A 24,845-nucleotide genomic window follows, 5' to 3' on the forward strand; every position below is an offset into this window, starting at 1 on the left:
CGGGCCCGCGACCTCGGGCAGGCCGGCAAGCTGGGCGTGCCACCAGTCGCGGTCGGCCGCGCGCCGGGGCGAGGCGCGCCAGGCCGCGTCCTCCTCGGCCGCCAGCGTCAGCGGGCCGAAGGGTTCGGGCTCGGGTGCGCCGGCCACCAGCGCGGCGTAATGCGCGGCGATGCGGTTCGTGACCAGCACCATGCCATAGCCGTCGATGGCGAGATGGTGGATGCGCTCGTAAAGGAAATGCCGCTCGGGGCCGAGTGCGATCAGGCTCAGCGCCCCGGCCGGCTCGCGCGCCAGGTCCAAGGCGCGGCGGCTGTCGGCCTGCATCTGCGCCAGTGCCTGCGCCTCGGCATCGGGCTGGGCGGAGAGGTCGGTGAAGCCCAGAATCGGCGGTCGGCCGAGGCATTGGCGCGGCCCGTCCGGGCCGGCGAAGAAGCGCAGCGCCAGGGCCGGGGTCTCGGCGATGGTGCGGGCGACGGCCTGGGCCAGCGCATCGCGGTCCAGGGGCCCGGTCAGTTCCAGATATTGCCCGGTATTCAGGATCGGGTTCTCGGGGTCCAGCGCCTGGACATACCACAGCCCCTCCTGCGCCTCGGTCAGCGGGAAGCCGGTCTCGGTCGGGATGTCGCGATTCTGAGCGTTCATCTGGACCATACCCTGGCAAGCTCAAGGGAAACGCAAACGAAACGGATGCTGACGACCATGTTACCCCGCAGACAGGTTCGCGGGTCTTGCCCGTTTCGGGCCATGGCCATACTGTCGCTAAGAAAATTAGTCAACTTTGCCGCCTTCCCTGCCCGGCCGGAGCCCGCATGACCGCCCCCACCATCCCCCTGCCGCTGCGCGATACCGACCGGGTCTATGGCCGCATCACCCGGCTGCTGCACTGGAGCATCGCGGCGCTGATGCTGTGGCAGTTCGTCGGCATGGGGCTGCGGCTGGCCTTGGGCCGCACGCCGCTGGTGGCCTTCTTCGTCGGCTCGCATCAAAAGGTCGGCACGGTGCTGTTCCTGCTGATCGTGCTGCGGGTGTTCTGGGCGCTGGCGAACCGCCGCAACCGCCCCGATCATGGCGCGGGTCTGCTGGGGCTGGCGGCGCGGCTGGGCCATGGCCTGCTGTATCTGGTCATGCTGATCGTGCCGGCCGCGGCGCTGCTGCGCGCCTATGGCGGCGAGCGCGGCTTCGCCCCCTTCGGCTTCGAGATCTTCGCTGCGCAGCAGCCGCCCATCGGCTGGATGGTCGGCATCGGCGAGGCGCTGCATGGCGAGCTGGCCTGGCTGCTGCTGGCGCTGATCGCCGGCCATGTTCTGATGGTCGGCTTGCACGAGGGCATGTGGCGCGACGGCACCTTGGCGCGCATGGCCGGCGGCCGGCGCCGGGCCGGCCTTTAGGCCGCGGCCCGCTCAAAGCGCGCGCGGCAGATCGGCGGGGGGCGCGGCGCTGCCCTTTTTCGTTGATTGCGCGCCGGGGCGGTGTCACCATTCCTTCATGATGAATGCGCCCTTCGGTTTCCCGTCCGAGCATGATCGCGTGGCCTTCGACCGGGCCGAACTGGGCGCTATTCTTTCCGTCTACGGCCGCATGGTGGCGGCGGGCGAATGGCGCGACTACGCCATGTCCTTCCTGCGCGACATGGCGGTGTTCTCGGTGTTTCGCCGGGCGGCCGAGCATCCGCTCTATCGCATCGAAAAGCGGCCGAAACTGCGCCAGGCGCAGGGTCAATACGCGGTGATCGGCATGGACGGGCGCATCCTCAGGCGCGGCCACGACCTGCCGACGGTGCTGCGGGTGCTGGAAAAGAAGCTGATCCGCCCGGTGGATTGACCCGGGCGGCGCCCCGGCGGCGGTCAGCCCGCCTCGCCCGGCTTGATCTTCTGCGCCGTGCCCTGGGCGAAGCTGTCCAGCCGGCCCCTGGCCGCGTCCTGGGTGTTGACGATGCCGGCGACCATGGATTCGGCATAGGCCGCGTCCAGCCCGGACATGTTCTGCATGTGCGAGATGGCCGAGCAGGCGGCGAAATTCGACAAGGGCGTGTTCTGCGCCACCCGGCGGGCCAGCTCATAGGCCTTGGCTTCGCTGTCCGCGACCCGGTATTGCGCCAGGCCGACCTGCGTCGCCTCCTCGCCCGAATAGAGCCGGCCGGTCAGCATCATGTCCACCATGCGGGCCTGGCCGATCAGCCGCGGCACGCGGATGGTGGCGCCGCCGCCGGTGAACAACCCGCGCTGGCCCTCGGGCAGGCCGAAATAGGTGGTCTCGTCCATGACCCGGATATGGACCGAGGAAGCCAGCTCCAGCCCGCCGCCAACGACCGCGCCCTTGAGCGCCGCGATTACCGGCACGCCGCCATATTCGATCTTGTTGAAGGCCTCGTGCCAGCGCAGGCAGATGCGCATGAACTCGGCGGGGCTGCGCTGCTCGCGCCCGTGCTCGACCAGGTCCAGCCCGGCGCAGAAATGCGGCCCCTCGGCGCGCAGCACCACGGCGCGGGCGCCCGAGGCGGGCAGGGCGGAAAAGACCTCGACCAGTTCCTCGATGGTCTCGGCGTTCAGCGCGTTGCGCTTGGCGGCGCGGTTCAGGGTGACGGTGGCGATGCCGTCCGCGTCCATCTGAAACAGCAGGTTGTCGAGCGTCAGGGCCGAGATGTCCCGCATGGTCTAGCCTTTCGTGATCCAGTGAATGACGAGGGGAACCGTGGCGATGCTGGCCGCGGTCGAGATCAGGATGGCCGCCGAGACGCGCTGCACGGCGGTGCCGAAATATTGCGCGAGGATATAGACATTGCCCGCCACCGGCAGGCTGGCGGCGGCGATCATCACCCCCGCCGCATAGGGCTCGACCCCGAAGACCGCCAGCGCGGCGATGCCCACGGCCAGGGGATGCAGAACCAGCTTGGCGAAGCTGAGCCAGAGCGCCGGGCCCATCCGCTCGGCCGCGCGGCCGGCGAGGCTGGCACCGATGGCGAAGAGCGCCCCCGGCGTGGCCGAGGCGCCCAAGAGCGCCAGGAACTCGTCCAGCGGGCCCGGCATCGGCAGCTGCAGCCCGGCCCAGGCCAGGCCGGCCAGCATCGAGACGATCATCGGGTTCGAGACGATGCCGCGCAGCAAGGGCACCAGCGTCGAGAGCCGCACCCGCCCCTGCCTTGCCGCGGTGACGATCAGGGTGATGAGGGTCGAGAACACCACCATGTCGATGGTCAGCACCATCAGCACCGGGCCGATGGCGCGTTCGCCCAGCAGCACGACCAGCATCGGCACGCCCAGGAAGCCGGTATTGCCGGTCATTGCCGTATGCGCCTCCATCGCCGCGGTGGCGAGCGGCTGGCGGCGCCAGCGCGCCACCGCGAAGCCCAGGGCCCAAAGCGCGGCCGAACCCGACAGATAGGCCAGGACGAAGGCCGGGTCGAAAAGGCGGGCCACGTCCAGGGTCGCGGCAAAGCGGAACAGCATGGCCGAAAGCGCGAAGTAGAAGACGAATTTCGTCAGCCAGCCGGTCGCCTCGGGCGGGAAGAAGCGCGTGCGCCCCGCCAGCCAGCCCGTGCCGATCACGAGGAAGAAAGGCAGGGTCTTCAGGAAGATCGCCAGCATCAGTCCGCGGCGATCGGGCAGGCGGGGCCGCGCTCGACGGTGTATTCGGTCTCGCCCGGCGCCACCTCGCGGCTGCCGATCAGCCGGTGGCCGGCTTCGGCGCAGAAATGCGGCACGTCGATCACCGCGGCGGGGTCGGTGGCCAGCAGCGTGACCCGCGCGCCCCTGGGCAGTGCCATCAGCCGCTTGCGCAACCGCAGCACCGGCAGGGGGCACAGAAGGCCGCGCGCGTCGATCTGCAGGCTCATGGCAGCAGGCTCATGCGGCAGGGCGGGCCAGCTGCGTGCGGCACCAGTCCTCGATGCGCTCGGGCGCGACATGTTCGGCCAGGTCGCCGGCAAAGTCGCGAAAGCCCGGCAGCTGTTCGTCGGGGACATGCACCAGAACCGGGATGCCGGCGGCCAGCGCCCGGGCGATGGTGTCGCGGAAGCCGCGGCCGAAGCATTCCTGCTTGCCGAACTTGTTGACGATCAGCAGCTCGGCGCCGCGCTCCAGCGCCGTTTCCGTGCGCGCGACGGCTTGGGCCAACGCGCCGGTATCCAGTCGGCAGGCCCGCGAGCCTGTGCCGAGCGACTGCGTGATGCGCACCAAGGGGCCGTCGTCGCCCAGGATGCGCAGGTCCATGTCGCATTCGCAACCGGGGCTGACTTCGGTATTGATCTGCACCGCGCCGGCCAGCCGCAGCCCGGCGGCGGCCAGCCGCTCGGCCGTGGCGGTCAGCAGCCGGTCGCCGGCGCCCGGCGCGTGGTCCTGGATGGTGACGAAACCCAGCATGACGGTCCCTCTTTCGGCGGCCAGCATAGTCTTTGGGCGCAGGGGTGCAATATTGCGTATCTGGAAAACGGTGAGAGGCTCAATTCCCCTCGGCCAGCGGGCCATAGAGGATCAGCGCCGGATGCGGGCTGGGGCCTTCGCTTGCAAGCTGCTCCGCAAGGGCGGCGACGGTGCTGCGGATCAGGCGCTGGTGCGGATGGCCCACCGCCTCGGCCAGCAGGGCGGGGGTGTCGGGGGGCAGGCCGTTCTCGACCAGCAGCGCCGCCATGCGCGGGAAGGTGCGCTGGCCCATGAAGACCACGGTGGTGGCGCGCGGATCGGCCAGCGCCGCCCAGTTCTGGTCCTCGGGCAGGCCGCCGGTCACGTCGGCGCCGGTGACGAATTGCAGCCGCCGCGCGGTCTGGCGCCGGGTCAGCGGCAGGCCCGCCACGGCGGCGGCGGCCATGGCCGAGGGCACGCCCGGCACGATCTCGAACGGGATGCCATGGCTGCGCAGCGCGGTCAGTTCCTCTTCGAGCCGGCCGAAGATGCCGGAATCGCCGGATTTCAGCCGCACCACATGCCTGCCGGCCCGGGCATGCTCGACCAGCAGGGCGTTGACGTTCTCCTGCTTGGCCGAGGGGCGGCCGGCGCGCTTGCCGACCGGGATGCGCTTTGCCTGCGGCCCGGCCTGGTCCAGCACCGGGCCCGAGGCGAGGTCGTCGTAAAGCACCACGTCGGCCTGGGCCAGCAGCCGGGCGGCGCGCAGGGTCAGCAGTTCCGGATCCCCCGGTCCTGACGAGACGAAGCTGACATGGCCCTTGCTGCTCATGGTTCCGCGATGCGGCAAAATCCGCGCCGATGCAAGGGGCTGATAAGCACGGCCAATCGGGACCGCGGCGCTTGCCGGGCCGCGCGGCTTTTGCCATAGAGGGCCGACCGCGACCTGGGGGACCCAAGCCATGTTCCGTGCCCGCCATCTTCTGGGGATCGAGCCGCTCGCCCCGCCCGAGATCACCACGCTTCTCGACCTGGCCGAGACCTATGTGGATCTGAACCGCCGCACGGTGAAGCATTCCGACGCCTTAGCGGGGATGACGCAGATCAACATGTTCTTCGAGAACTCGACCCGCACGCAGTCGAGCTTCGAACTGGCCGGCAAGCGGCTGGGCGCCGATGTGATGAACATGGCGGTGGCCTCGTCCAGCGTGAAGAAGGGCGAGACGCTGATCGACACCGCCCTGACGCTGAACGCCATGCACCCGGACCTGCTGGTGGTGCGCCATCCGCAATCGGGCGCCGTGGACCTGCTGGCGCAGAAGGTGAATTGCGCGGTGCTGAACGCGGGCGACGGCCGGCACGAGCATCCGACCCAGGCGCTGCTGGACGCCTTGACCATCCGCCGCGCCAAGGGCCGGCTGCACCGGCTGACCGTGGCGATCTGCGGCGACATCGCGCATAGCCGCGTCGCGCGCTCGAACCTGATCCTGCTGGGCAAGATGGAGAACCGGCTGCGGCTGGTCGGGCCGGCGACGCTGATGCCCTCGGGCGCGCGGGACTGGGGTTGCGAGGTCTACGAGGACATGCGCGAGGGGCTGAAGGGCGCCGACGTGGTGATGATGCTGCGCCTGCAGAAGGAACGCATGGACGGCGGCTTCATCCCGTCCGAGCGGGAATACTACCACCGCTGGGGCCTCGACGCCGAGAAGCTCGCGCTGGCGGCGCCCGATGCCATCGTCATGCATCCGGGGCCGATGAATCGCGGGGTCGAGATCGACGGCACCATCGCCGACGACATCAATCGTTCGGTGATCCAGGATCAGGTGGAAATGGGCGTCGCGGTGCGCATGGCGGCGATGGACCTGCTGGCGCGCAACCTGCGCGCCGAGCGCGGCGCCAAGGCGGCGGAGATGATGGCATGATCCTGCACTTCCACAATGCCCGGCTGGTCGACCCCGAGGCGCAATCGGTCGAGGAAGGTTCGCTGACCGTCCGCGACGGCCGGATCGAGGCCGTGGGCGCCGACGCTCCGCAAGGCGCCGAGCTGATCGACTGCGGCGGCAAATGCCTCGCGCCCGGGCTGATCGACTGGGGCGTCAAGATCGGCGAGCCGGGCGAGCGGCACAAGGAAAGCTTCCGCAGCGCCGGGTTGGCGGCGGCGGCGGGTGGCGTGACCACGGTGATCGCGCGGCCCGACACGATGCCGCCGATCGACGCCCCGGAATCGCTGGAATTCGCCACCCGCCGCGCGGCCGACGCGCCGGTGAACATCCGCCACATGGCGGCGCTGACCCGCGCCCGCGAGGGGCGCGAGATGGTCGAGATGGGCTTCCTGCAGGATGCCGGCGCCGTGGCCTTCACTGACGGGGTGCGGGTGGTCGCGGACACCCGGCTGATGTCGCGCTGCATGACCTATGCCCGCGGCCTGGGCGCGCTGATCGTCGGCCATCCGCAGGAGCCGGGCCTGTCCAAGGGCGCGGCGGCGACCGGCGGCAAGTTCGCCTCGCTCTACGGCCTGCCGGCGGTTTCGCCCATGGCCGAGGTGATGGGGCTCGACCGCGACCTGGCGCTGGTGGCGATGACCGGCGCCCGCTACCACGCCGACCAGATCACCGTCGCGGCCAGCCTGCCGGCGCTCCAGCGGGCGCGCGAGGCCGGGCTGGACGTGAGTGCCGGCATCTCGATCCACCACCTGACGCTCAACGAATATGACGTGGGCGGCTATCGTACCTTCTTCCGCTTCACCCCGCCGCTCCGCTCCGAGGAGGACCGGCTGGCCATGGTCGAGGCGGTGGCCGAGGGGCTGATCGACGTGATCGCCAGCTTCCACACCCCGCAGGACGAGGAAAGCAAGCGCCTGCCCTTCGCCGAGGCGGCACCGGGCGCGGTGGGGCTGCAGACCCTGTTGCCGGCGGCGATGCGGCTTTACCATCAGGGTGGGCTGAGCCTGCCGCAGCTCTGGCGGGCCATGTCGCTCAATCCGGCGCGCCGCCTCGGCCTGCCCGGCGGGCGGCTTGCGGCGGGGGCGCCGGCCGACCTGCTGCTGTTCGACCCGGACGCGCCCTTCGTGCTGGACCGCTTCACCCTGCTGTCGAAGTCGAAGAACACCCCCTTCGACGGTGCGCGGATGGAGGGCAGGGTGCTGGGCACCTGGGTTGCCGGCCGCCGCGTGTTTGGAGCGGACGCATGAGCCTGATCCTCTGGACCGTCATCGGCTATCTTCTGGGCTCGATCCCCTTCGGCATCGTCATCACCCGGGCCCTGGGGCTGGGCGACCTGCGCCGGATAGGCTCGGGCAATATCGGCGCCACCAACGTCCTGCGCACCGGCAACAAGCCGGCGGCGCTGGCGACGCTGCTTCTGGACAGCGGCAAGGGCGCCATCGCCGTGTTGCTGGCGCGCTGGCTCGCCGGTCCCGACGCGGCGCTGGTCGCGGGCGCCGCGGCCTTCCTGGGGCACCTGTTCCCGGTCTGGCTGGGCTTCCGGGGCGGCAAGGGCGTCGCCACCTTCCTCGGCACGGTTCTGGCGCTCGACTGGCGGCTCGGGCTCGCGGCCTGCGGGATCTGGCTGCTGACCGCGCTGGTCGGCCGGATCTCGTCGCTCTCGGCGCTGGTGGCGGCGGCGCTGACGCCTTTCCTCGCCCTCTGGCTCGACGGGACGCGCATGGCGGCGGTGACGGCGTTCATGGCGGCGCTGATCTTCATCTGCCACCACGCCAATATCGGCCGCATCCTGGCCGGGACCGAGCCCCGCATCGGCAAGAAGACCTGATCTTCTTCGTTCCGGAAATACTCCGGGGTCCGGGGCAGAGCCCCGGTCCGGCCTCACCGCTTATTACCGCGTCGGCACTGGCTCCTCGCCCGAGTAATCGTAGAAGCCGCGCCCGGTCTTGCGCCCCAGCCAGCCCGCCTCGACATATTTCACCAGCAGCGGGCAGGGCCGGTATTTCGTGTCCGCCAGCCCCTCGTGCAGCACGTTCATGATCGCGAGGCAGGTGTCGAGGCCGATGAAATCCGCCAGTTCCAGCGGTCCCATCGGATGGTTGGCGCCCAGCTTCATCGACTGGTCGATGGACTTGACCGAGCCCACGCCCTCGTAAAGCGTATAGACCGCCTCGTTGATCATCGGCATCAGGATGCGGTTGACGATGAAGGCGGGGAAATCCTCGGCGCTGGCCGAGGTCTTGCCGATCTTCTCGACCACCTCGACCAGTTGCTTGTAGGTCTCTTCGTTGGTGGCGATGCCGCGGATCAGCTCGACCAGCTGCATGACCGGGACCGGGTTCATGAAATGGAAGCCCATGAAGCGCTCGGGCCGGTCGGTGCGGCTGGCCAGCCGGGTGATCGAGATCGAGGAGGTGTTCGAGGTCAGGATGGTTTCCGGCTTCAGATGCGGCAGCAGGTCCTCGAAGATCGCCTGCTTGACGGTCTCGCGCTCGGTGGCGGCCTCGATGATCAGGTCGGTCTTGCCCAGGTCGGCAAGCGTCATGGTGGTGGTGATGCGCCGCATCGCCGCATCCTTGTCCTCGGCCGAGATCTTGCCGCGGCTGACCTGGCGGTCCAGGTTGTGGTCGATCTGCGCCAGCGCCTTGTCCAGCGCCTCGCGCGAGATGTCGGTCAGCAGCACGTCATAGCCCGCCAGCGCGAAGACATGCGCGATGCCGTTGCCCATCTGCCCGGCGCCGATCACGCCCACCGATTGAATCGCCATGAACCTCATCCTTTTGTCGATCAGGCGGGACGATAGGCGCAAGGGGGCGTGACGTTCAATGTAAAAACCGCCCGGCGCGCGGCCGGGCGGTTTTCGGGATATGTTCCGGGCGGTTGGGGGCTCTGCCCCCGCGCCCCTGCGGCCCCTCGACGGGGCCGCGGGGTCGCTCCCCCGGGGTATTTCACAAACGGAAAGCCCTCAGAGCTTTCCTGTCAGTTCCGGGACGACGGAGAACAGGTCGCCGACCAGGCCATAGTCGGCGATCTGGAAGATCGGCGCCTCCTCGTCCTTGTTGATCGCCACGATCACCTTGCTGTCCTTCATCCCAGCCAGGTGCTGGATGGCGCCGGAGATGCCCACCGCGACATAGAGCTCGGGGGCGACCACCTTGCCGGTCTGGCCGACCTGCCAGTCGTTCGGGGCATAGCCGCTGTCCACCGCCGCGCGCGAGGCGCCCACCGCGGCGCCGAGCTTGTCGGCCAGCTCTTCGATGATCGCGAAGCTCTCCTTCGAGCCCAGGCCGCGGCCGCCCGAGACCACCCGTTTCGCCGAGGTCAGCTCGGGGCGGTCGCTCTCGGCCACCTCGTCGGCGACCCAGGAGGACAGGCCGGGATCGGCGGCGGCGGCGGCCTCGGTGACCGGGGCGTTGCCGCCTTCGCCCGCCGCGTCGAAGCTGGCGGTGCGGATGGTGAAGACCTTCTTCGCGTCCTTCGACTTTACGGTCTGGATGGCGTTGCCGGCATAGATCGGCCGCTCGAACGTGTCCGCGTCGATGATGGCCGAGACATCCGACAGCACCATCACGTCGAGAAGCGCCGCGACGCGGGGCATGACGTTCTTGGCGTCCGTCGTCGCAGGCGCCGCGATGTGGTCGTAATCGCCGGCCAGGCCGACGATCAGCGCCGCCGTCGGTTCGGCCAGGCGGTGGCCGTAGAGAGGCGCCTCGGCCACCAGCACCTTCGCGACGCCGGCGATCTTCGCGGCCTCCTCAGCGGCGGCTTTCGCCGAGGCCCCGGCGCAGAGCACCGTCACATCGCCAAGCGCCTTGACCGCCTGCACCGCCTTCGCCGTCGCGTCGCGGTTCAGCTCGCCATTCGTGACTTCGCCAAGCAGCAGAACAGCCATCAGATCACCCCCGCTTCTTTCAGCTTGCCCACCAGCTCGTCCACCGAGCCCACCTTGATGCCGGCCTTGCGGCCCTCGGGCTCGCGCACCGAGACCACCTCGAGACGCGGCGCGACGTCGACGCCGTAATCACCGGCGGTCTTCTCCTCCAGCGGCTTCTTCTTGGCCTTCATGATGTTCGGCAGGCTCGCATAGCGCGGCTCGTTCAGCCGCAGGTCGGCGGTGACCACCGCCGGCAGCGCCACCGCGATGGTCTGGAGGCCGCCGTCGACCTCGCGGGTGACCTTGGCCTTGCCGCCCTCGATCTCGAGTTTCGAGGCGAAGGTCGCCTGCGCCCAGCCCAGGATCGCCGCCAGCATCTGGCCGGTGGCGTTCATGTCGTTGTCGATGGCCTGCTTGCCGGCGATGATGAGTTCGGTGCCCTCGGCCTTGGCCACCGCGGCGAGGATCTTCGCCACCGCCAGCGGCTCGATATCCTGGTGCACGTCCTCGGCGGCCACCACCAGGATCGCCCGGTCGGCGCCCATGGCCAAGGCGGTGCGCAGCGTCTCGGCCGCCTGCTTCACGCCGATCGAGACCGCGATGACCTCCTCGGCCTTGCCGGCTTCCTTCAGACGGATCGCCTCCTCCACCGCGATCTCGTCGAACGGGTTCATCGACATCTTCACATTCGCCAGATCGACACCAGACCCGTCGCTCTTCACGCGCGCCTTCACGTTGTAGTCGATCACGCGCTTCACTGGCACGAGAACCTTCATCGGCCTCTCCCCTTTGGTTGCGTCACCTGTTCGGAGGGTTTGTTAGCGGGCCATCGGCGGCATTGACAGGGAAAAAACGACCGTAACGCGTCGTAACATTTCCATTCCGTCATGTTGTCGCTAACGGCTGGCTCCTGGCACCCACAGGATATCCTGCGCGCCGTTTTCATTGGCCACGCGCCCCGCCACGAACAGCCAGTCCGACAGGCGATTGAGATATTTCACCGCGGCGGGATTCGCATCCTCGGTCGCCGCCAGCGCCACGGCGGCACGCTCGGCCCGCCGCGCCACGGTGCGCGACAGGTGCAGATGCGCCGACAGCGCCGAGCCGCCCGGCAGGATGAAGCTGCGCAGGGCCGAAAGCCCGGCATTCATCGCGTCGATCTCGGCTTCCAGCCGCTCGACCTGGGCGTCGATGATGCGCAGCACCGGATAGGGCGCCTCGGCATCCTCGTCCATGCGCGGGCGCGACAGGTCGGCGCCGAGGTCGAACAGGTCGTTCTGGATCACCGCGATGCGCGCCGCGATCTCGCCCGTGGCATGCAGGCGGGCCAGGCCCAGCGTCGCGTTGAGTTCGTCCACCGTGCCATAGGCCTCGACCCGCAGGGAATGCTTGGGCACGCGCTCGCCGTTCGACAGCGCCGTCTCGCCCTTGTCGCCGGTGCGAGTGTAGATCTTGTTCAGGACGACCATCGGCTAGCTCCTGACCCAGAGATAAAGCAGGAAGACCGCGATGGCGATCGCCTGGGCGATGATGCGCCAGCGCATCATGCGGTTGCCGTGCTTGCGGTTGAATTCGCCGCCGCGCGCGAAGCCGCCGATGCCGGTGGCCAGGATCACCACCACCGCAAGGCAGCAGATCGCGAGCAGGTAGAACAGCGGTTTGTCATGCATGGGCGGGCCCTTTCGGCGCGAAGCCTAGCTGCGGCGCGCGAACCAGTCCAGAGCGCGCGTGGAAAGAAGCCGCCGCCCGATGCCCGAGACATGGGTCGGCGTGGTGACGTAATAGCGCGGCCGCGGCCTTGGGCTTTCCAGTGCCCGGGCGATGCGGGCGCTGACGGCCGCGGGCGGCAGCTCGAAGCGGTCCTTCTTCGCGGCGGGCTCGTAAAGGCGCTTCAAGAGCGTGCGGCGGTATTGCTCGGCGCGCGGGCTGGCCTGCCAGTCGATCCAGGCCTCGAAATGCGGGATCGAGTTCAGCCGGATCTTCGTGCCGATGGGGCCGGGCTCGATCAGGATGACCTTGACGCCGGTATCGGCCATCTCGACGCGCAGCACGTCGGTCAGCCCCTCCAGCGCGAATTTCGTCGCCACATAGGCGCCGCGCCAGGGGATGCCGACCAGGCCCAGGACCGAGCTGATGTTGACCACCCGCCCGCCATGCGCGCGGAAATGCGGCAGCAGCCGGCGGGTCAGGTCATGGGTACCGAACAGGTTCGCCTCGAAGATCGCCCGCAATGCGCCGCGCGGCAGGTCCTCGGTGGCGCCGGGAATGGCGAAGGCGGCGTTGTTGACCAGCGCGTCGATGCGCCCCAGCGCCAGCGCGGCTTCGGCGCAGCGGGCCACGCTGTCCTCGCAGCCCAGTTCCAGCGGCAGGGTGTCGAAGCCCTCGGCGCGGCGAGCCTCGATATCCTCGGGCTTGCGACAGGTGGCGATGACGCGCCAGCCGCGCCCGCGCATGTGCCGCGCCGCGTCCAGCCCGATGCCCGAGGAACAGCCGGTGATCAGAACGGTCTTCATGCGCTCCTCCTTGCCGGCGGTTCTGCGCCATGGCCGGGCCTTGCGCAAGCCGCGCATTTCCGGCTGGACCGAAGGCGTTGTCGGGCCTATTCAATCGGCCATGTCCGACGATCCGAACATTCCAGATCCGAAAGCGGATCAGACCGCATCCGAGCCGCTGTCGCGCGCCATCGGCGAGCGTTACCTGACCTATGCGCTCAGCACCATCATGAACCGGGCGCTGCCGGATGCGCGCGACGGGCTGAAGCCGGTGCATCGCCGCATCCTGTTCGCCATGCGCGAATTGCGGCTGTCGCCCAGCGGTGCGTTCCGCAAATCGGCCAAGATCAGCGGCGACGTGATGGGCAACTATCACCCGCATGGCGACGCGGCGATCTATGACGCCATGGCGCGCCTCGCCCAGCCCTTCGCCATGCGCTATCCGCTGGTGGACGGGCAGGGCAATTTCGGCAATATCGACGGCGACAACCCCGCCGCCAGCCGCTACACCGAGGCCCGGCTGACCGCGAGCGCCGAGGCGCTGATGGAGGGTCTGGCCGAGAACGCTGTCGATTTCCGCCCGAACTACGACGGCACGCTGGAAGAGCCCATCGTGCTGCCCGCTGCCTTCCCGAACCTGCTTTGCAACGGCGCCTCGGGCATCGCGGTGGGCATGGCGACCAACGTGCCGCCGCACAACCTGCACGAGGTCATCGACGCCTGCCTGCATCTGATCAAGGCGCCGGATGCCCGCGACGAGACGCTGGTTTCCATCATCCCCGGCCCGGATTTCCCCACCGGCGGCGTGCTGGTCGAATCGCGCGAGACCATTGCCGAGGCTTACCGGACCGGCCGCGGCAGCCTGCGGCTGCGGGCGCGCTGGTCGGTCGAGGATCTGGGCCGCGGAAGCTGGCAGATCGTCGTGACCGAGATCCCCTACCAGGTGCAGAAATCCAAGCTGATCGAGCGGCTGGCCGAGGTGATCCAGTCGAAGAAGGTGCCGATCCTGGCCGATGTGCGCGACGAATCGGCCGAGGACATCCGCATCGTGCTGGAGCCGCGCAGCCGCTCGGTCGAGGCCGAGCAGTTGATGGCGGCGCTGTTCCGCGTCAGCGACCTGGAGGTGCGCTTCGGCCTGAACATGAACGTGCTCATCGACGGCCGCGTGCCCAAGGTTTGCTCGCTCAAGGAGGTGCTGCGCGCCTTCCTCGACCACCGGCGCGAGGTGCTGCTGCGGCGCTCGAACCATCGGCTGGACAAGATCGCCGCGCGGCTCGAGGTGCTGGAGGGCTACATGATCGCCTTCCTGAACCTTGACCGGGTGATCGAGATCATCCGCCACGAGGAAGACCCGAAGGCGGTGATGATGGCCGAGTTCCGGCTGTCCGAGGTGCAGGTCGAGGCGATCCTGAACATGCGCCTGCGCGCGCTGCGCAAGCTCGAGGAGATCGAGCTGCGGGCCGAGCACGAGAAGCTGACCGAGGAGCGCGCCGCGCTGATGGCGATGCTGGCCGACGAATCGGCGCAATGGGGCCGCATCGCCGAGGAGCTGCGCGAGACCCGGGCGAAATTCGGCAAGTCCGCCCCCGGCGGCCAGCGCCGCACCGAGATCGGCGAGGCCGGCGAGGTGGCCGAGATCGACCTGGAGGCGATGATCGAGCGCGAGCCGATCACCGTGATCCTGTCGAAGATGGGCTGGATCCGCGCCATGAAGGGCCACCAGCCGCTGGATGCCGAGGTGAAGTTCAAGGATGGCGACGGCCCCTTCATGGCGCTGCATGCCGAGACCACCGACAAGCTGATGGTCTTTGCCGCCAATGGCCGCTTCTACACCCTGCCGGCGAACAGCCTGCCCGGCGGGCGCGGCATGGGCGAGCCCTTGCGGCTGATGATCGACCTGCCCAACGACGCGGCGGTGATCGACATCTTCCCCTGGCGCGAGGGCGAGCGTTATCTGGTCGCCTCGAAGGCCGGGGACGGGTTCGTCGTCGCCGGAGCCGACATCCTGGCGCAGACCCGCGCCGGCAAGCAGGTGCTGAACGGCGAGGCCGCGCTGTGCCGGCGCGTGACCGGCGATCACGTCGCCGTGGTGGGCGAGAACCGCAAGCTGCTGGTCTTCCCGCTGTCCGAACTGCCGGAAATGGCGCGCGGCAAGGGCGTGCGGCTGCAGAAATACAAGGATGGCGGGCTGTCGGATGCGATCTGCCTCACGCTGGCCGAGGGGCTGCGCTGGCAGGAATCCGGTGGCCGGACGCGCAGCGAGCCGGACCTGACCGCATGGCTGGGCAAGCGGGCAGGGGCGGGCTACATGGCGCCGCGCGGCTTCCCGCGCGACAATCGCTTCAGCTGAACAAGCGCTTCAACGGGAAAAGGGCGGGCCGCATCCCGCCCTTTGCCTTAGCTGTTGGTGCTTGGCGGCGTGGCCGGGCGTTCGACCGGCGTGGTGGCCGTGGTCTGGTCGTTGCTGGACATCTTCTTGTGGCCGGGGCAGTCCGCAAGCGCGGGCAGCGCGGCCATCGAAAGCGCCAGCGCAAGGGCGACGGTCTTGCTGATCATCATCGGCTCCTTCCTGCGGTTCAGGCATGCCGGACAGGCCAGGGTGCAGGCCCGGCATGTCCCAGCCTGACATGCGGGGACGATTCGATCAATTCCGCCGCCTAGTCCTCACGAACCTGTTTGCGGCCGGTGATCATCGGCCGCACCAGATCCTCGCGCTTCCAGAAGCGATAGAACAGGATCACCGCGACATGCAGCAGCACCAGGACCAGGATCAGGCTGGCGCCCAGGTTGTGCCAGCCCACCGCCCTGGACCGGGTGGCGCTGCTGACATAGGAAGCCAGCGGGCCCACGTTGATATAGTCGTCGGGATCCGAGATCAGGCCGCTGCTGACCTGCGCTGCCAGCACCGCCAGCAGGGCGATGACCGACAGCGCCCCCAGCGGGTTGTGGCCGGGCCAGTAGCTGGGCTCGCGCAGGAACATGCCGCGCATGTAGCCGGCGATGGCGCCCGGCCCGCGCAGGAAATGCGAGAACCGCGCCGGGGGCGGGCCGACAAAGCCCCAGACCAGCCGAAAGATCAGCAGCCCGGCCACGACATAGCCGCACCAGAAATGCAGCGTCATCCGGGCCGGGCCGAACTGGCCCAGGCACCAGGCGGCGACCACGAAGAAAGCCAGCAGCCAGTGGAACGCGCGCAGCAGCGGGTCCCACAGCCGGACCTCGCGCAGCGGACCGCGCCCGGCCATTAGCTTTTCTCGCGGTAATCGTCATGGCAGGCCTTGCAGGCGCCACCCAGCTTCTGAACCACCGGCGCGACATTCTCGGCCCCGCCCTTGACAGCATCGGCGGCGCCGGACGCGGCCTCTTGCAGGCCGGCGAACTTGGTGCGAAACGCCTCGAGATCGCTCCAGATGTCGGGCTTGGCGGCGCTGTCCTCGGCCTCGGCCGAACTGCTGCCCTCGATGAACAGGCTGGGCAGGTCGTATCGGGTCAGCGTCTCGATATTGGCGGCGGCGCGGCTGGCTGCGGCCTCGTCATAGGCGATCTCGCCCTTGGCCATGCCGGAAAGCGCGCCCATGTTGATCGCCAGCATCTGGTAGAAGCCGTGGCGGGCCTCGATGGCCTGATGGACCGGGTCGTCCTGGGCAAGCGAGGCAAGCGGAACCGCGGCAAGGGTGGCGGCGGCGAGAATCAGGCGCATGTCGTCGTTCCTTTCATGTGGCGTAAGGCTGCAATCAGGGTTCGCGCGCGCCCAGATTTGCACAGCCCGCCCGATCTGCCAACGCACCGGCCGATGCCATTTTCGTGAGAATTTCCACGATTTGTCGCAGATTGCGTTCCCGGCCTGCGCGTTTTGTGCGCCTTGGCCCCGGCCCTGGCGAAGATTTGGGCAAAGGCCGGCGCGAGCGTGGGGGCCGGCGGTCGAGGCTTGTGCGATGCCGCATCGCGGCGCAAGCTGAAGACGACGGGGCCGCATCCCCCGTCAGCCCCGCGCCGCACGGGGCCTGCAAGGCAGTGACCGCCGTTCATGCCGCGTCTCCTCCCTCCACGTGGCATGGACGGCGGCTTTTTCAGCCCGCCGGGATGCGCAGCTTCAGGCAGAGGCGCAGCCGGCCGCAGGGCCGGGCGTCGCGAATCCAGCCGTCCGGCGCCGCCAGATAGGCGCGGATCGTCGCCGCCACGTCGCCGGCATCCGCAGGGCGCAGGTCGTGGAACAGATAGGCACCGCGCCCCGGCGCCTGCAGCGCCATCAGCAGGGGCCGTGCGTCCCGCGCCCGCAACGCGGCGCGGCGCAGGACGATGTCGGGGCCGAGCGGGCGCAATGCCTCGGCCAAGGCGTCGGCCTCGGCCCCCGGCGGCAGGGTCAGCGTGACCGGCATCGTTCCAGCAGGTAGATGTCCATGATCCAGCCATGCCGGGTCCGGGCTCGGGCGCGGCAGTCCACGATGCGCCGGGCGACCTCGGTCAGCGGCCCGCGGATCAGCATCTGCTGCGGCATGCCCAGGAACGCCCCCCACCAGATATGCAGCCCCTGCGCGTCGAGGCTCTGGAACGAGCATTCGCCGTCCAGCATGACAACCAGCCGGTCCACCCCCTCGGGCCAGCCATGGTCGCGGATCTGGCGGCCGGTGGTGATCAGCACCGGCGCCGCCACCGCGTTCAGCGGTATGGCATGGGCGGCGCAAAGCGCCTGGATGGCGGTGATGCCGGGGATCACCCGCAGGTTCAGCGGCAGGCGGCGCGCCACCCGGCCCGCGATGCGCAGCGTGCTGTCGTAAAGCGAGGGATCGCCCCAGACGAGCAGCGCCGGGCGGATGGCGCCATGGGCGCGGATCACTTCCTCCCAGCGGGCGGCGATGGCGTCGTGCCAGGCCTCGACGCCCTGCCGGTAGCCGTCCGAGACGTCGCGCGCCGGCATGTCGAAGACCGCCAGCGGCGGCGGGCTGGTCAGCACCTGTTGGCAGAGCGCCCGGCGCAGCTCGGCCAGGTCGGCCTTGTCCTCGCCCTTCGAGGGGATCAGGATCAGGTCCGCATCCGCCATGGCGGCAATGGCCTCGCGCGTCAGGTGGCCGGGGCTGCCGGTGCCGATGCCGATCAGCGCCAACTCGATCATGGCGCCGCTCCGATCAGGTGGAAGAAGCTGCCGGTGGCCCGGCCGCGGCGCGAGCCGGTCTCGGGCACCGCATCGCCATTGGCGTCCGCGACGCGGGCCAGCGGTTCGTCAGGCTGGGCCAGGATGGTGGCATAGTGGAACTCGTGCCCCGCCAGCGGCTGGCGATAAAGCCCGGCCAGCGGTTCGGCCCGGCGATAGCCCAGGTGCATGCGGCGCTGCGCGTAGCTGGTTTCCAGCCCCAGCAGCCCGGCCATCTGATGCCGTGTGCCCTGGGCATCGACCAGCCCGGCGCCCATCGCCATATAGCCGCCGCATTCGCCATGCACCGGCCGGGTTTCCGCAAAGCGCCGCAGCCCGTCGCGGAAGCGGTCGGCCGCGGCCAGCCGGCCCGCATGCAGCTCGGGATAGCCGCCGGGCAGCCAGCAGGCCCCGGCGCTGTCATCCGGCGCCTGGTCGGCCAGCGGCGAGAAGGGCAGGATCACCGCCCCCGCCGCCCGCCAGCCGGCGACCAGATGCGGATAGACGAAGGAAAACGCGTCGTCCTGCGCCAGCGCGATGCGCTCGGCCGGCGGCGGCAGCGGGCGAAAGGGTTCCGCCGCGATGCCGCCCGCCGCCGCGGCGACGATGGCGTCAAGGTCCAGATGCCGCGCCGCCGTCTCGCCCGCCGCCGTCAGCAGCGCCTCCAGCGCGGCGTGCTCCTGCGCCTGCACCAGGCCCAGGTGGCGCTCGGGCAGTTCGATCCCCGCCTCGCGCGGCAGTATGCCCAGCACCGGAATAGCCAGCGCGTCGAAGGCGTGACGCATCAGCGCCTCGTGCCGGGGCGAGGCGACGCGGTTCAGCACCACGCCGGCCAGAGGCACGTCGCGGCGCATCTCGCGGAACCCCAGCGCCACGGCGGCGGCGGATTGCGCCTGTCCCTTGCAATCCATGACCAGCAGCACCGGCCAGCCGGTCAGCGCGGCGATGTCGGCGCTGGCGCCGTTGCCGCAGCCGCCCGCCCGAGCCACGCCGTCGAACAGCCCCATCGAGCCCTCGGCCACCGCGATATCCGCGCCATCCGCCGCGCCGACCAGATGCGCGATCTGCGCCCGGCCCATGGCCCAGCTGTCGAGGTTGAAGGACTCCCGCCCTGCCGCCGCGCGGTGAAAGGCCGGGTCGATATAATCCGGCCCGCTCTTGAAGGGCTGCACCACCAGCCCGCGCGCCCGCAAGGCCGCGATCAGCCCCAGCGTAACCGTGGTCTTGCCGCTGCCCGAGGCGGGGGCGCTGATCAGGATCCCCCTCATTCGGGAAACCGCGGCGCGGTGCCCACGGGACGGAAGCGGCGGTCGTAATCGCCGGCATAGAGGCGGCTTTCCTCGAAGCCCTCGGCCGCCAGCGCCCGGCCGACCAGGATCAGCGCCGTGCGTTCGCCCGCGCCGATGCCGGGGTCCAGCGTTCCCAGCGTGGCGCGGATGATGCGCTGGTCGGGCCAGCTGGCGCGGAACACCACCGCGACCGGGCAATCGGCGCCGTAATGCGGCAGCAATTCCGCCTGCACCCGGTCCAGCACATGCACCGACAGGTGGATGGCCAGCGTGGCGCCGGTGGCGGCGAAATTGGCCAGCGCCTCGCCCTCGGGCATCGAGGAGGCGCGGCCCGAGGTGCGCGTCAGCACCACCGATTGCGCGACGCCCGGCAGGGTCAGCTCCGCCCCCAGCGCCGCCGCCGCCGCCGCGAATGACGGCACGCCGGGGGTCACGTCATAGGGAATGCCGAGGTCGCGCAGCCGCCGCAACTGCTCGGCCATGGCCGACCAGACCGACAGGTCGCCCGAATGCAGCCGCGCCACGTCCTGGCCCGCCTGATGCGCGGCGGCGATCTCGGCGATGATCTGGTCGAGGTCCATAGGCGCGGTGTTCACGATCCGCGCGCCGGGTGGGCAATGCGACAGCAGCGCCTGGGGCACCAGCGAACCGGCATAAAGGCAGACCGGGCAGGATGCGATCAGGTCGCGGCCGCGCAGTGTGATCAGGTCGGCCGCGCCGGGGCCGGCGCCGATGAAATGGACGGTCATGGGGGGTCTCCTTCTGCGATGGCGGCGGTGGCCATGCCGTCTTGCGAGAGGACGCGCGGCGCGACGATGCGCGCGCCGGGGCCAAGCGCGGCGAGTGCCGCCGCCTCGGCCAGCGAGCCGGTGCCGAGCCGCGCCAGAATGCGCGGCGATCGGGTGGGGGTGGCGATGCCGGCGACCTCGACGGCGATCAGCGGCAGGCCGGTGCGGGCGGCGAGCGCCCGGATCACCGGCGCATCCGCCTTGGCCGGGCTGGTGGCCAGCGCATCCGCCGAACCGGCGCGGGCCAGCGCGTCGGCAAGCGAGGCGAGGCTTGCCGCCTGCCGAAAGCCGATGCCCGCGACCCTCATGGCCAGCTCCATTGCACGACGCTGCGCGCCGGGGTCCAGCCGCGCATCCGGCCGAGCGACGCGGCCTCCTCCAGAGCGATCCGGGTCAGGCTGCCGCCGCGTTGCGCGTGAAGCGCGATCAGCAGCGCCTCGGTCTCCAGCGTCACCGCGTTCGCCACCAGCCGGGCCGGGGGCAGGACGTCGATCACCGCGGCGCTGGCGCCGCCGCCGATGAAGATCGCATCGGGGACCGGAAGATCGTGCAGGAAATCGGGCGCATCGCCATGGACGGCGCGCATCCGGCCGGCCAGCCCGAAGGCCTCGATATTGGCCCTGATGTTCGCCAGCCGGTCGGCGCGCGGCTCCAGCGTCACCGCCCGGCCGCCGTTCAGGCACCATTCGACGCTGATCGAGCCCGAGCCGCCGCCGATGTCCCAGAGCATTTCGCCTGCGCGCGGGCCAAGTGCCGCCAGCGTCATCGCCCGGATGGCGCGGCGGGTGATCTGGCCGTCATGGGCGAAACTGTCGTCGGGCAGGCCGAAGCCGCGCGGCAGGCCGGCGCCCGGCGGCAGGTCCGCGCCGTCCAGCGCCACCGCGACAGGTGCGATGCAGTCCAGCGCGAAGCCGTCGGCGCGCGCCTGCCGGATGCGCTCGCGCGGGCCGCCAAGCGCCTCCAGCACCAGCATGCGCGTCGCGCCCAGCCTCTGCGCCACCAGCCATCCGGCAAGCTGGGCGGGTGCGGCGCCGTCGCGCAGCAGGCAGATCGCCCGCGCGCCGCGCGCCATCACCGGGCGCAACCGGGCGAAGGGCGCGGCGTGCAGGCCGAGGCAGGCGACCTCCTCCAGCCGCCAGCCCAGCCTTGCGGCGGCCAGCGAGAACGTGCCGGGCGCGGGAAAGGCCCGCCATTCCCCGGGATCGAGCCGTGCGGCAATGCTGCCGCCGGCGCCGTGCCAGAACGGATCGCCCGAGACCAGAGCGGCCACCCGCTGCCCCCGCAAGGCCAGCAGCGGCGCCAGGTCGAAGGGCACCGACCATTCCCGGCCGCGCGGTCCCGCGATCCCCGCCAGCGCCAGGTGCCGCGGCGCGCCGAAGACGATTTCGGCCCGATCCAGCGCATCGCGGCTTGCAGGCGGCAGGCTGGCGGGGCCATCTTCGCCCAGACCGATGATGGAAAGCCAGGGATCAGGCATGGCGCGCATCCTTCTGCTGGGCGGCACCACCGAGGCGGGGGCCATGGCCCGCGTGCTGGCCGCGGCCGGGCTGGACGCGGTCTATTCCTATGCGGGCCGCACCGCCAAGCCGGTGGCGCAGCCGCTGCCCACGCGCATCGGCGGCTTCGGCGGGCCCGAGGGGCTTGCCGGCTACCTGCGGGCCGAGCGCATCAGCCATGTCGTCGACGCCACCCACCCCTTTGCCGAGGGCATGAGCCGCAATGCCGTCGCCGCCTGCACGGCCACCGGCACGCCGCTGATCGCGCTGCAGCGGCCGCCCTGGATCGCGCTGCCCGGCGACCGCTGGACCCGCGTCGCCGATTACGATGCCGCGGCGAGGGCGCTGCCCGGCGACGGCTCGGCGGTGTTCCTGGCCATCGGGCGGCAGAACCTGCAACCCTTCGCGGGGCTGAACCACAGCTGGATGCTGCGCTTTGCCGAGGTGGCGGCGCATCCCCTGCGCGACGCGACGCTGATCGTCTCGCGCGGGCCGTTCACCGTCGCGGGCGACATGGCGCTGATGCGCCGGCACGGCATCGCCCATGTCGTCGCCAAGAATGCCGGGGGCCATGCGGCCGAGGCCAAGCTGGCCGCCGCGCGCGCCCTTGGCCTGCCGGTGGTGATGATCGACCGGCCGGTGCTGCCGCTGCGCCGCGTCGTCGCCGCGCCGGCCGAGGTCATGGCCTGGCTTCATGGCGCGGATCGCGGCGTATAGACCCAGGCGCCCACCCGGCGCGTGGCGCTGTTGCCCAGGATGACCACGGTGCGCATGTCGGCCATCTCGGGCCGCGCCTCGGCCAGGGTGACGGTGCGGATTGCCTCGTCCGGGGTCGAGACGGCGCGGGCGAAAGAGATCGGCCGCTCGGGCCCGCAGCATTCGCGCAGGATCTCCAGCACGCGGGCGAAACCCTCGGGCCGGGATTTCGAGCGGGGGTTGTAGAAGGCCATGGCGAAATCCGCCTCGGCCGCCAGCCGCAGGCGCTTTTCGATCAGTGCCCAGGGCTTCAGATTGTCCGACAGGTTGATGGCGCAGAAATCATGGCCCAGCGGCGCGCCGATCCGCGCGGCGGCGGCCAGCATGGCGGTGATGCCGGGCAGGATGCGGATCTCGGGGGCCGCATCGTGCCCCTCCAGCGCCTCGAAGAGGGCAGAGGCCATGGCGAAAACCCCCGGATCGCCCGAGGAGACCACCACGACCCGCTTGCCGTCCGCCGCCAGATCCAGCGCGAGGCGGGCGCGGTCCAGCTCGACCCGGTTGTCCGAAGGGTGCAGCGCCAGCCCCGCGCGCGGGGCGACGCGGGCGACATAGGGGATGTAGCCCACGACATCGGTCGCCTCGGCCAGCGCTGCCTGCACTTCGGGCGTGACCAGCGTCTCCGCGCCCGGCCCGAGGCCAGCCACCGCGACCCAGCCCGTCATTCGGCGGCATCCGCGGCAGAATCGGACAGCGGCCGGCGGCCGTTGCCATGCACCAGCACGGTGGCGAAATAGGGGCAGGCGTCAAGATCGGCCTGCGCCAAGGGGGTCACGCGCTGGCTGGGCATGGTGCCGCGCTCGACCAGCCAGGCATCGGCCATGCGCCCGGCCGAGGCCAGCGTGCGGGCGATCTTGGGCAGGTTGCGGCCGGTCTTCATCACCACCAGCGCATCGGCGGCGCGCATGTGGCGGGCCAGCTCGGCCTCGGGCAGGGTGCCCATCAGCACGGTCATGGCGTCGTCGCCCCAGGTCATCGGCTGGCCGATGGCGTTCCAGCAGCCGGTCATGCCGGGAATGCCGGGGATGATCTCGACCGGGACGATGCCTTGCAGCCGCGCGTGCAGATGCATGAATGAGCCGTAGAACAGCGGATCGCCCTCGCACAGCACCACCACGTCGCTGTCGGCGGACAGCCGCGCCAGCCGCGCGGTCCAGTCGTCGTAGAAAGCCGAGAGCAGCCGGTTGTATTCCGGGCTGTCGAAGGGGATCTCGGTCGTGACCGGATATTCCATGGCGTGTTCGACCACGTCCGGGGCCAGCAGTTCGGCGACGATGCGGCGGGCCTGGCCGGCGCGGCCCTTCTTGCGGAAATAGGCGATCTGCCGCGCGCCGCGGATGACGCGGTCGGCGCGGACCGAGATCAGGTCGGGATCGCCGGGGCCGAGGCCGGCGCAGATGATCTTTCCGGTTTGGGGGCCCATGGTCATTCCTTCCGGCTGGCCAGCGCGTTGACGGCGGCGACGGTGATGGCCGAGCCGCCCAGCCGCCCGCGCACCACCAGCGCCGGCGCGGGCAGATCATCCATCAGCGCCGCCTTGGATTCCGCCGCGCCGACGAAGCCCACCGGGCAGCCGATGATCGCCGCCGGGCGCGGGCAGGCCGGGTCGCGAAGCATGTTGAGCAGATGGAACAGCGCCGTCGGCGCATTGCCGATGGCGACCACGGCGCCATCCAGGTCGTCGCGCCACAGCTCCAGCGCCGCGGCGCTGCGGGTATTGCCCATCTGCGCCGCGAGGTCCGGCACGCGCGGGTCGTTCAGCGTGCAGATGACCCGGTTCGCGGCGGGCAGGCGGGCGCGGGTGATGCCCTCGCTGACCATGCGCGCGTCGCAGAGGATCGGCGCGCCGCCTTCCAGCGCCTGACGCGCCGCCGCGGCCATGCCGGCCGAGAAGACCACGTCGCGTTCCAGCCCCACCAGCCCGGCGGCATGGATCATGCGCACCACCACCGGCTCTTCCTCGGCGGAGAAGCGGGCCAGGTCGGCCTCGGCGCGGATGGTGGCGAAGGACTGCGCGTAGATCCGGGCGCCGTCGGTTTCGTATCGGTGCAGCATCGGGGTTTCCTGGGGCGGCTATCGGAGAAGGGGCGGGATGCGGTCCGGCGCGAGCCCGGCCAGCGCGGCGGGATCGCGCGGGCCGCCGTCCCGGATCAGGTCGAAGCGGTTGGGGCCGGTGGCGACCAGCGTCACCGAGGCCGGGCCCTGATGCGCGCAGCCCTTGGCGCAGCCGCTGACATGCAGGCTCTGGCCAGGGGCAAGCTGCGGCGCCAGCCGGTGGGCCAGGGCGCGGACATCGGCCAGCGCCTGCGGGCAGCCGGGGGCGCCGGTGCAGGCATGGATGCGCAGGAGCGGGTCATCGGCGTCGAGGATGGCACCGTGGATGCGCGGGCGGCTGGCGCCCTCGATCAGCAGGGCGCGCCACGGCGTCAGGCGCAGCGGGCCGAGGGCGGCGGCCTCGGCCAGTTGCCGGGCGGTGATCTGGCCGAAGGCGAAGCCCAGCAGCCAGCCGTTCGGGGCCGGGCCGGGGCTGCAAGCCGCGCCGGCGGGTCCGGCGGCGCGGTCGCATGGGTGTTTGGACAACACAGAAGGCGGGAGCGGAGTCGCGCCGGGCGGCGGGGGAGGGGCGTGGCGCAGGTGATCGCGCATCCGGCCGCGGCCGTGCCGGATGCCGCCCTGCGTGAACCAGCGCGCCAGCTCGACGGCGCGGGCGGCAGCCTGGGCGGCGTCCCGGGCCGGCAG

At 70.6% G+C, this 24,845-nt stretch carries 31 protein-coding genes and 1 pseudogene; 7 read left to right on the plus strand and 25 right to left on the minus strand.

Features of this window, described 5'->3' with window-relative positions:
* On the minus strand, positions 1-642 hold a 642-nt coding region (locus tag I9P22_RS15315; RefSeq protein WP_233253424.1), incomplete at its 3' end, for a condensation domain-containing protein.
* 167 nt (positions 643-809) lie between these two features.
* Between I9P22_RS15315 and I9P22_RS15320 the strand changes: the two genes are divergently transcribed.
* Together I9P22_RS15320 and I9P22_RS15325 are read left to right on the plus strand one after the other, a co-directional pair.
* A complete protein-coding gene (locus I9P22_RS15320; RefSeq protein ID WP_199260389.1) occupies positions 810-1,388 on the plus strand; it encodes a cytochrome b in 579 nt (192 codons plus the stop codon).
* A 100-nt stretch (positions 1,389-1,488) separates the two neighbouring features.
* Positions 1,489-1,821 (plus strand): DUF2794 domain-containing protein, encoded by a 333-nt coding sequence (locus tag I9P22_RS15325; protein ID WP_199260416.1) that lies wholly within the window; start codon positions 1,489-1,491, stop codon positions 1,819-1,821.
* A 23-nt stretch (positions 1,822-1,844) separates the two neighbouring features.
* Here I9P22_RS15325 and I9P22_RS15330 read toward each other — a convergent pair whose 3' ends face one another.
* The 5 genes from I9P22_RS15330 to cobA all read right to left on the minus strand — a co-directional run bounded on the left by I9P22_RS15330 (position 1,845) and on the right by cobA (position 5,169).
* Entirely contained in the window at positions 1,845-2,651 is an 807-nt protein-coding gene (locus I9P22_RS15330) for a crotonase/enoyl-CoA hydratase family protein (protein ID WP_199260390.1), read from the minus strand.
* 3 nt (positions 2,652-2,654) lie between these two features.
* On the minus strand, positions 2,655-3,584 hold the full coding sequence (locus I9P22_RS15335; protein WP_199260391.1) for an AEC family transporter: 930 nt from the start codon (positions 3,582-3,584) through the stop codon (positions 2,655-2,657).
* Positions 3,584-3,832 (minus strand): sulfurtransferase TusA family protein, encoded by a 249-nt coding sequence (locus I9P22_RS15340; RefSeq protein ID WP_199260392.1) that lies wholly within the window; start codon positions 3,830-3,832, stop codon positions 3,584-3,586. The genes I9P22_RS15335 and I9P22_RS15340 overlap by 1 nt, the downstream gene beginning before the upstream one ends.
* Positions 3,833-3,842: 10 nt before the next feature.
* Positions 3,843-4,358 (minus strand): DUF2478 domain-containing protein, encoded by a 516-nt coding sequence (locus I9P22_RS15345; protein WP_199260393.1) that lies wholly within the window; start codon positions 4,356-4,358, stop codon positions 3,843-3,845.
* A gap of 79 nt (positions 4,359-4,437) precedes the next feature.
* Positions 4,438-5,169, minus strand: a complete 732-nt coding sequence (cobA, locus tag I9P22_RS15350) for a uroporphyrinogen-III C-methyltransferase (protein WP_199260394.1) — start codon at positions 5,167-5,169, stop codon at positions 4,438-4,440.
* A gap of 130 nt (positions 5,170-5,299) precedes the next feature.
* On the opposite strand from cobA, the gene I9P22_RS15355 reads away from it, so the two are divergent.
* Genes I9P22_RS15355 through plsY form a run of 3 tightly spaced genes read left to right on the plus strand, consistent with a single transcriptional unit; the run spans position 5,300 to position 8,108 of the window.
* Positions 5,300-6,259 carry an aspartate carbamoyltransferase catalytic subunit gene (locus tag I9P22_RS15355; protein ID WP_199260395.1) on the plus strand — a complete coding sequence of 320 codons (960 nt, stop codon included), beginning with the start codon at positions 5,300-5,302 and terminating at the stop codon, positions 6,257-6,259.
* Complete coding sequence (gene pyrC, locus I9P22_RS15360; protein ID WP_199260396.1) at positions 6,256-7,527, plus strand: dihydroorotase; 1,272 nt, start codon at positions 6,256-6,258, stop codon at positions 7,525-7,527. Before I9P22_RS15355 ends, pyrC begins: the two co-directional genes overlap by 4 nt.
* Positions 7,524-8,108, plus strand: a complete 585-nt coding sequence (gene plsY / locus I9P22_RS15365) for a glycerol-3-phosphate 1-O-acyltransferase PlsY (protein WP_199260397.1) — start codon at positions 7,524-7,526, stop codon at positions 8,106-8,108. Before pyrC ends, plsY begins: the two co-directional genes overlap by 4 nt.
* A 63-nt stretch (positions 8,109-8,171) precedes the next feature.
* Here the strand turns inward: plsY and I9P22_RS15370 are convergent, their stop codons facing one another.
* The 6 genes from I9P22_RS15370 to I9P22_RS15395 form a co-directional block, all read right to left on the minus strand.
* The gene (locus I9P22_RS15370; RefSeq protein ID WP_199260398.1) at positions 8,172-9,047 is read right to left on the minus strand and encodes a 3-hydroxybutyryl-CoA dehydrogenase; all 876 of its coding nucleotides are present in this window, start codon (positions 9,045-9,047) and stop codon (positions 8,172-8,174) included.
* A gap of 198 nt (positions 9,048-9,245) precedes the next feature.
* Positions 9,246-10,172: an electron transfer flavoprotein subunit alpha/FixB family protein gene (locus tag I9P22_RS15375; protein ID WP_199260399.1), complete on the minus strand. Its 927-nt coding sequence runs from the start codon at positions 10,170-10,172 to the stop codon at positions 9,246-9,248.
* Positions 10,172-10,930: an electron transfer flavoprotein subunit beta/FixA family protein gene (locus I9P22_RS15380; protein WP_199260400.1), complete on the minus strand. Its 759-nt coding sequence runs from the start codon at positions 10,928-10,930 to the stop codon at positions 10,172-10,174. Before I9P22_RS15380 ends, I9P22_RS15375 begins: the two co-directional genes overlap by 1 nt.
* 120 nt (positions 10,931-11,050) lie before the next feature.
* A complete protein-coding gene (locus tag I9P22_RS15385; protein WP_199260401.1) occupies positions 11,051-11,623 on the minus strand; it encodes a cob(I)yrinic acid a,c-diamide adenosyltransferase in 573 nt (190 codons plus the stop codon).
* 3 nt (positions 11,624-11,626) lie between these two features.
* Positions 11,627-11,824: a twin transmembrane helix small protein gene (locus I9P22_RS15390; protein WP_024843070.1), complete on the minus strand. Its 198-nt coding sequence runs from the start codon at positions 11,822-11,824 to the stop codon at positions 11,627-11,629.
* A gap of 24 nt (positions 11,825-11,848) precedes the next feature.
* The gene (locus I9P22_RS15395; RefSeq protein WP_199260402.1) at positions 11,849-12,667 is read right to left on the minus strand and encodes an SDR family NAD(P)-dependent oxidoreductase; all 819 of its coding nucleotides are present in this window, start codon (positions 12,665-12,667) and stop codon (positions 11,849-11,851) included.
* A gap of 100 nt (positions 12,668-12,767) precedes the next feature.
* Here I9P22_RS15395 and parC point away from each other — a divergent pair, with 100 nt between their 5' ends.
* The gene (gene parC / locus I9P22_RS15400; protein WP_199260417.1) at positions 12,768-14,996 is read left to right on the plus strand and encodes a DNA topoisomerase IV subunit A; all 2,229 of its coding nucleotides are present in this window, start codon (positions 12,768-12,770) and stop codon (positions 14,994-14,996) included.
* A 47-nt stretch (positions 14,997-15,043) separates the two neighbouring features.
* Here the strand turns inward: parC and I9P22_RS15405 are convergent, their stop codons facing one another.
* The 9 genes from I9P22_RS15405 to cbiE all read right to left on the minus strand — a co-directional run bounded on the left by I9P22_RS15405 (position 15,044) and on the right by cbiE (position 21,331).
* Entirely contained in the window at positions 15,044-15,202 is a 159-nt protein-coding gene (locus I9P22_RS15405; RefSeq protein ID WP_199260403.1) for a hypothetical protein, read from the minus strand.
* A 101-nt stretch (positions 15,203-15,303) separates the two neighbouring features.
* Positions 15,304-15,891 carry a cytochrome b/b6 domain-containing protein gene (locus I9P22_RS15410; protein ID WP_199260404.1) on the minus strand — a complete coding sequence of 196 codons (588 nt, stop codon included), beginning with the start codon at positions 15,889-15,891 and terminating at the stop codon, positions 15,304-15,306.
* A complete protein-coding gene (locus tag I9P22_RS15415; protein WP_199260405.1) occupies positions 15,891-16,346 on the minus strand; it encodes a c-type cytochrome in 456 nt (151 codons plus the stop codon). The genes I9P22_RS15410 and I9P22_RS15415 overlap by 1 nt, the downstream gene beginning before the upstream one ends.
* Before the next feature lie 370 nt (positions 16,347-16,716).
* Positions 16,717-17,025: a DUF1636 family protein gene (locus I9P22_RS15420; RefSeq protein WP_199260406.1), complete on the minus strand. Its 309-nt coding sequence runs from the start codon at positions 17,023-17,025 to the stop codon at positions 16,717-16,719.
* Positions 17,010-17,759 (minus strand): precorrin-6A synthase (deacetylating), encoded by a 750-nt coding sequence (gene cobF, locus I9P22_RS15425; protein WP_199260407.1) that lies wholly within the window; start codon positions 17,757-17,759, stop codon positions 17,010-17,012. The genes I9P22_RS15420 and cobF overlap by 16 nt, the downstream gene beginning before the upstream one ends.
* On the minus strand, positions 17,756-19,045 hold the full coding sequence (locus tag I9P22_RS15430) for a cobyrinate a,c-diamide synthase (protein ID WP_199260408.1): 1,290 nt from the start codon (positions 19,043-19,045) through the stop codon (positions 17,756-17,758). Before I9P22_RS15430 ends, cobF begins: the two co-directional genes overlap by 4 nt.
* The gene (gene cobM / locus I9P22_RS15435; RefSeq protein ID WP_199260409.1) at positions 19,042-19,815 is read right to left on the minus strand and encodes a precorrin-4 C(11)-methyltransferase; all 774 of its coding nucleotides are present in this window, start codon (positions 19,813-19,815) and stop codon (positions 19,042-19,044) included. The genes I9P22_RS15430 and cobM overlap by 4 nt, the downstream gene beginning before the upstream one ends.
* Complete coding sequence (locus I9P22_RS15440; protein ID WP_199260410.1) at positions 19,812-20,162, minus strand: cobalamin biosynthesis protein; 351 nt, start codon at positions 20,160-20,162, stop codon at positions 19,812-19,814. Before I9P22_RS15440 ends, cobM begins: the two co-directional genes overlap by 4 nt.
* Positions 20,159-21,331: a precorrin-6y C5,15-methyltransferase (decarboxylating) subunit CbiE gene (gene cbiE / locus I9P22_RS15445; protein WP_199260411.1), complete on the minus strand. Its 1,173-nt coding sequence runs from the start codon at positions 21,329-21,331 to the stop codon at positions 20,159-20,161. Before cbiE ends, I9P22_RS15440 begins: the two co-directional genes overlap by 4 nt.
* Here cbiE and I9P22_RS15450 point away from each other — a divergent pair.
* Positions 21,330-22,067, plus strand: coding sequence for a cobalt-precorrin-6A reductase (locus tag I9P22_RS15450; protein ID WP_199260412.1), 738 nt, complete (start codon positions 21,330-21,332; stop codon positions 22,065-22,067). The two genes, cbiE and I9P22_RS15450, sit on opposite strands and share 2 nt — an antisense overlap.
* On the opposite strand, the gene cobJ is transcribed toward I9P22_RS15450, so the two are convergent.
* The 4 genes and pseudogenes from cobJ to I9P22_RS15470 all read right to left on the minus strand — a co-directional run.
* A complete protein-coding gene (gene cobJ / locus I9P22_RS15455; RefSeq protein ID WP_199260413.1) occupies positions 22,043-22,771 on the minus strand; it encodes a precorrin-3B C(17)-methyltransferase in 729 nt (242 codons plus the stop codon). The two genes, I9P22_RS15450 and cobJ, sit on opposite strands and share 25 nt — an antisense overlap.
* Positions 22,768-23,529 carry a precorrin-2 C(20)-methyltransferase gene (locus tag I9P22_RS15460; RefSeq protein ID WP_199260414.1) on the minus strand — a complete coding sequence of 254 codons (762 nt, stop codon included), beginning with the start codon at positions 23,527-23,529 and terminating at the stop codon, positions 22,768-22,770. Before I9P22_RS15460 ends, cobJ begins: the two co-directional genes overlap by 4 nt.
* Positions 23,530-23,531: 2 nt before the next feature.
* Complete coding sequence (locus tag I9P22_RS15465; RefSeq protein WP_199260415.1) at positions 23,532-24,161, minus strand: precorrin-8X methylmutase; 630 nt, start codon at positions 24,159-24,161, stop codon at positions 23,532-23,534.
* Positions 24,162-24,179: 18 nt separating this feature from the next.
* Positions 24,180-24,845: pseudogene (locus I9P22_RS15470) on the minus strand (precorrin-3B synthase); the annotation flags it as partial.

Origin of the sequence: Paracoccus binzhouensis (assembly GCF_016446475.1) — a bacterium.
Lineage (GTDB): Bacteria > Pseudomonadota > Alphaproteobacteria > Rhodobacterales > Rhodobacteraceae > Paracoccus > Paracoccus binzhouensis.

Excerpts from the sequence above, each read along its gene's own strand:
- I9P22_RS15320 (WP_199260389.1), top strand. The coding sequence starts at position 810 with ATGACCGCCCCCACCATCCCCCTGCCGCTGCGCGATACCGACCGGGTC.
- I9P22_RS15325 (WP_199260416.1), top strand. The coding sequence starts at position 1,489 with ATGAATGCGCCCTTCGGTTTCCCGTCCGAGCATGATCGCGTGGCCTTC.
- I9P22_RS15330 (WP_199260390.1), bottom strand. The coding sequence starts at position 2,651 with ATGCGGGACATCTCGGCCCTGACGCTCGACAACCTGCTGTTTCAGATG.
- I9P22_RS15335 (WP_199260391.1), bottom strand. The coding sequence starts at position 3,584 with ATGCTGGCGATCTTCCTGAAGACCCTGCCTTTCTTCCTCGTGATCGGC.
- I9P22_RS15340 (WP_199260392.1), bottom strand. The coding sequence starts at position 3,832 with ATGAGCCTGCAGATCGACGCGCGCGGCCTTCTGTGCCCCCTGCCGGTG.
- I9P22_RS15345 (WP_199260393.1), bottom strand. The coding sequence starts at position 4,358 with ATGCTGGGTTTCGTCACCATCCAGGACCACGCGCCGGGCGCCGGCGAC.
- cobA (WP_199260394.1), bottom strand. The coding sequence starts at position 5,169 with ATGAGCAGCAAGGGCCATGTCAGCTTCGTCTCGTCAGGACCGGGGGAT.
- I9P22_RS15355 (WP_199260395.1), top strand. The coding sequence starts at position 5,300 with ATGTTCCGTGCCCGCCATCTTCTGGGGATCGAGCCGCTCGCCCCGCCC.
- pyrC (WP_199260396.1), top strand. The coding sequence starts at position 6,256 with ATGATCCTGCACTTCCACAATGCCCGGCTGGTCGACCCCGAGGCGCAA.
- plsY (WP_199260397.1), top strand. The coding sequence starts at position 7,524 with ATGAGCCTGATCCTCTGGACCGTCATCGGCTATCTTCTGGGCTCGATC.
- I9P22_RS15370 (WP_199260398.1), bottom strand. The coding sequence starts at position 9,047 with ATGGCGATTCAATCGGTGGGCGTGATCGGCGCCGGGCAGATGGGCAAC.
- I9P22_RS15375 (WP_199260399.1), bottom strand. The coding sequence starts at position 10,172 with ATGGCTGTTCTGCTGCTTGGCGAAGTCACGAATGGCGAGCTGAACCGC.
- I9P22_RS15380 (WP_199260400.1), bottom strand. The coding sequence starts at position 10,930 with ATGAAGGTTCTCGTGCCAGTGAAGCGCGTGATCGACTACAACGTGAAG.
- I9P22_RS15385 (WP_199260401.1), bottom strand. The coding sequence starts at position 11,623 with ATGGTCGTCCTGAACAAGATCTACACTCGCACCGGCGACAAGGGCGAG.
- I9P22_RS15390 (WP_024843070.1), bottom strand. The coding sequence starts at position 11,824 with ATGCATGACAAACCGCTGTTCTACCTGCTCGCGATCTGCTGCCTTGCG.
- I9P22_RS15395 (WP_199260402.1), bottom strand. The coding sequence starts at position 12,667 with ATGAAGACCGTTCTGATCACCGGCTGTTCCTCGGGCATCGGGCTGGAC.
- parC (WP_199260417.1), top strand. The coding sequence starts at position 12,768 with ATGTCCGACGATCCGAACATTCCAGATCCGAAAGCGGATCAGACCGCA.
- I9P22_RS15405 (WP_199260403.1), bottom strand. The coding sequence starts at position 15,202 with ATGATCAGCAAGACCGTCGCCCTTGCGCTGGCGCTTTCGATGGCCGCG.
- I9P22_RS15410 (WP_199260404.1), bottom strand. The coding sequence starts at position 15,891 with ATGGCCGGGCGCGGTCCGCTGCGCGAGGTCCGGCTGTGGGACCCGCTG.
- I9P22_RS15415 (WP_199260405.1), bottom strand. The coding sequence starts at position 16,346 with ATGCGCCTGATTCTCGCCGCCGCCACCCTTGCCGCGGTTCCGCTTGCC.
- I9P22_RS15420 (WP_199260406.1), bottom strand. The coding sequence starts at position 17,025 with ATGCCGGTCACGCTGACCCTGCCGCCGGGGGCCGAGGCCGACGCCTTG.
- cobF (WP_199260407.1), bottom strand. The coding sequence starts at position 17,759 with ATGATCGAGTTGGCGCTGATCGGCATCGGCACCGGCAGCCCCGGCCAC.
- I9P22_RS15430 (WP_199260408.1), bottom strand. The coding sequence starts at position 19,045 with ATGAGGGGGATCCTGATCAGCGCCCCCGCCTCGGGCAGCGGCAAGACC.
- cobM (WP_199260409.1), bottom strand. The coding sequence starts at position 19,815 with ATGACCGTCCATTTCATCGGCGCCGGCCCCGGCGCGGCCGACCTGATC.
- I9P22_RS15440 (WP_199260410.1), bottom strand. The coding sequence starts at position 20,162 with ATGAGGGTCGCGGGCATCGGCTTTCGGCAGGCGGCAAGCCTCGCCTCG.
- I9P22_RS15450 (WP_199260412.1), top strand. The coding sequence starts at position 21,330 with ATGGCGCGCATCCTTCTGCTGGGCGGCACCACCGAGGCGGGGGCCATG.
- cbiE (WP_199260411.1), bottom strand. The coding sequence starts at position 21,331 with ATGCCTGATCCCTGGCTTTCCATCATCGGTCTGGGCGAAGATGGCCCC.
- cobJ (WP_199260413.1), bottom strand. The coding sequence starts at position 22,771 with ATGACGGGCTGGGTCGCGGTGGCTGGCCTCGGGCCGGGCGCGGAGACG.
- I9P22_RS15460 (WP_199260414.1), bottom strand. The coding sequence starts at position 23,529 with ATGGGCCCCCAAACCGGAAAGATCATCTGCGCCGGCCTCGGCCCCGGC.
- I9P22_RS15465 (WP_199260415.1), bottom strand. The coding sequence starts at position 24,161 with ATGCTGCACCGATACGAAACCGACGGCGCCCGGATCTACGCGCAGTCC.